3 protein-coding genes and 1 pseudogene are annotated in these 2,796 nt (G+C 63.1%); 1 reads left to right on the top strand and 3 read right to left on the bottom strand.

Annotated features, from left to right (window positions below):
- Positions 1-249: 249 nt before the first annotated feature.
- Entirely contained in the window at positions 250-906 is a 657-nt protein-coding gene (gene mnmD / locus JNK99_RS05500) for a tRNA (5-methylaminomethyl-2-thiouridine)(34)-methyltransferase MnmD (RefSeq protein WP_291849800.1), read from the top strand.
- 56 nt (positions 907-962) lie between these two features.
- On the opposite strand, the pseudogene JNK99_RS05495 reads toward mnmD, so the two are convergent.
- The 3 genes and pseudogenes from JNK99_RS05495 to JNK99_RS05485 all read right to left on the bottom strand — a co-directional run.
- A pseudogene (locus tag JNK99_RS05495) lies at positions 963-1,607 on the bottom strand (transposase); the annotation flags it as partial.
- A 265-nt stretch (positions 1,608-1,872) separates the two neighbouring features.
- Positions 1,873-2,160 (bottom strand): hypothetical protein, encoded by a 288-nt coding sequence (locus JNK99_RS05490; RefSeq protein ID WP_291849803.1) that lies wholly within the window; start codon positions 2,158-2,160, stop codon positions 1,873-1,875.
- 132 nt (positions 2,161-2,292) lie between these two features.
- A partial coding sequence (locus JNK99_RS05485; RefSeq protein ID WP_291849796.1) for a PhoH family protein occupies positions 2,293-2,796 on the bottom strand: 504 nt, incomplete at its 5' end.

The raw sequence follows: 2,796 nt of genomic DNA, 5'->3' as shown, positions 1-2,796 counted from the left end.
GGACCGTGAAACGAAGGAACGCCGATGATAGTGCATACCTCATGTGTGAAAGTAGGTCACCGCCAGGCACCCCCCTCCCCAACAGGCCCTCCCGCTTCCCGCGGCGAGGGCTTCGTGGTTTGTGAACCATGCTTTCTTTTCTGCCGCTGTCCTGCTTGGCTGATCCGGCAGATTACCGTGACGGTGCCGTGTCCGTAGTATTGTTTGCCGACCAGTATGACTGATCGACGATGGTTTGACCGGAAACTGGTGGATACGGATGACGGCTCACATTCAATTTACCTGCCAGCACTCGATGAACACTACCATTCCTCCTACGGAGCGGTGCGTGAGTCGCGGCACGTTTTCATTGGCAATGGCTACGATGTGGTGGTCGCCGGGCGTAAGTCGGTTCTGCGTGTGCTCGAAATCGGGTTCGGCACCGGGCTCAACGCCCTGCTCACTTGGGAGCGGGCTTGCTGCGCCAGCGTTACGGTGATCTATACGGCGCTAGAGCCGTTCCCCGTCGAAGAGGGCACTGCTCTCCAACTCAACCATGCGACCTACGTCTCGACCACTGCGGCACGGGAAGCATCGACTGCCATGCATCGTTGTCCGTGGGGTGCAAATGAGGCAATCGGCGCCACTTTCGGGCTCGTCAAGCTGAAGGTCTGCTTCGAGGACTTCGAAGCGGTTGGCGAGTACGATCTGGTGTACCACGATGCATTTTCGCCTATCGTTCAACCGGAACTCTGGACGTCAGAGGTCTTCGACAAGCTCTTTCGCTGTATGAGTGCCGGAGCAGTGTTGGTTACCTATTGTGCAAAGGGCGAAGTGAGAAGAAATTTGCGCTCGGCGGGCTTCAGTGTGGAAAGACTTGCCGGCCCGCCAGGCAAGCGTGAGATGACGCGCGCGCGCAAGCTGTAAATGCATAAAAGCGAGAAGGCGGGCGAATCGTGACGACCCGGTCGGCTTGGTAATTCAGTCAGGTCGCCTTGCAGGGCGTCGAAGATCTCCTCGCGACTGGCCTTCAGTCGGCGGCTGGCGAGCTTGATGACCTCCTGCGGCGACTTCCCGGCGATGATGGTCTTGACCGTAGTGCGTGCGGACTGGCCGTGCAGATCGCTGACCACCACGCCCAGGCGAACGCCGCTGTCGGTCAGCCCCTTGTGCAGACGATTTTTCTCGGAAGCCAACTGGCCGACAAGTTTCTACCGCTGGCGGGAAATCAGACGCAACTCGCGCAGTTTGGCCGGGGGCACAAACGAGCCGCGCAGCAATCCCGCCCGCGCCAGCGTCGCCAACCAGTGCGCATCGCCCACGTCCGTCTTGCGGCCCGGTACATTCTTGACGTGCCGGGCATTGACCCCCTTCGCGCGAATGCCGGCCGCCTCCAGCGCCGCGTACGGACTCTGCCAGTAAATTCCGGTGCTTTCCATCACCACTTCGTCGGGACACAGCGAGGCGACCCAATCGGCCAGTTCCCGGTGGTCTCGTTTGAACGCGCCGAATTGACGTTGCTCGATGCGCGCACTGCCGTCAGGTTCCTCGATCAGCGCACAGGCCGTGATTTGCGCCTGATGGATATCCAGACCGATCACGCGTTTGTACCGCACTACCAGTTCCATACCGCCTCCTGTCGATTGACACTCAAAGGCGGAAGGTGGCGGGTGCCGGAACGGAATGTGCCTGAAGGCGACAAGTCGCCAGCGGCCTGTTTAGCGTGCGCTCTCTATGGAAGCAATCCGGGGCGAGTCAGTCCGGCGGGTCACGTTAGACGCGGGGTCAGGCCGCCAAAAACTATCACGACCTCTACACGACACCTTCCAACCCAAAGTCTCTTTCATCTTCAGGGGTGGTGCCAGCCACCATGATCGTTCGGCCGATGCGTGCTCAGAGCAGCACGTCGAGCGGGCTGCGAACGCCGCGCCCGCCACGCTTGAGCACGTGCGTGTAGATCATCGTCGTCGCCACGTCGGCCTGCCAGCGCTCGAGGGCGTTGGAGATGACCCCGGCCGACGGGTCCTGGCCCCGGACCCGCTCCATGTCCTTCCGGATCTTGACGCAGTAGTTGAGCGCCCAGCGCAGGTCGCCCTCGGCCTTCGTGTCGGCGGCGCCCGCCGCCGCGGCCAGGCTGGAGCAGCAGGCGACGACCACCAGGCGTCGTCGGATCTCGTTCATGTGGTCCCCCATGGACTCGGACGCGCGGGATGCGGACCGCACCTCGGCCGCCGCGGCCGTGACGGCCCCGGCAGGCAGCTCATCTTGGCCACCCGGGCGGACGCCGGGGCCCCGGGTTCTTCTTCCCGGCCCTCACATCAGGGTGCTGGCCAGCTCCGCCAGGTGGCTGCGCTCGCCCTTCTGCAGGTTGACGTGGGCGAACAGGTCCTGCTCCTTCATGCGGTCGATCAGCACCGTCAGGCCGTTGGACTGGCTGTCGAGGTAGGGCGTGTCGATCTGGTGGATGTCGCCGGTGAAGACCACCTTCGAGCCCTCGCCCGCGCGCGTGATGATGGTCTTGACCTCGTGGGGCGTGAGGTTCTGGGCCTCATCCACGATGAAAAAGACGTGGTCGAGGGAGCGCCCGCGGATGTAGGCCAGGGGCGCCACGCTGATCTTCTCCTGCTGGATCATCTCGTTGAGGGCCTTGTGCTCGCGGCTCTCGGGCGGCAGGCGGTGGCGGATCACCGCGATGTTGTCCCACAGCGGCTGCATGTAGGGGTCGAGCTTGCTCTTGACGTCGCCGGGCAGGTAGCCGATGTCGCGGTTGCCCAGCGGCACCACCGGGCGGGCCAGGTAGATCTGGCGGAAGTGGCG

The sequence above is a fragment of the Accumulibacter sp. genome (assembly GCF_016789985.1).
Taxonomy (GTDB): Bacteria; Pseudomonadota; Gammaproteobacteria; order Burkholderiales; family Rhodocyclaceae; genus Accumulibacter.
Note: the sequence above shows the minus strand (reverse complement) of the source record. Positions and strands in the feature narration are given on the sequence as shown.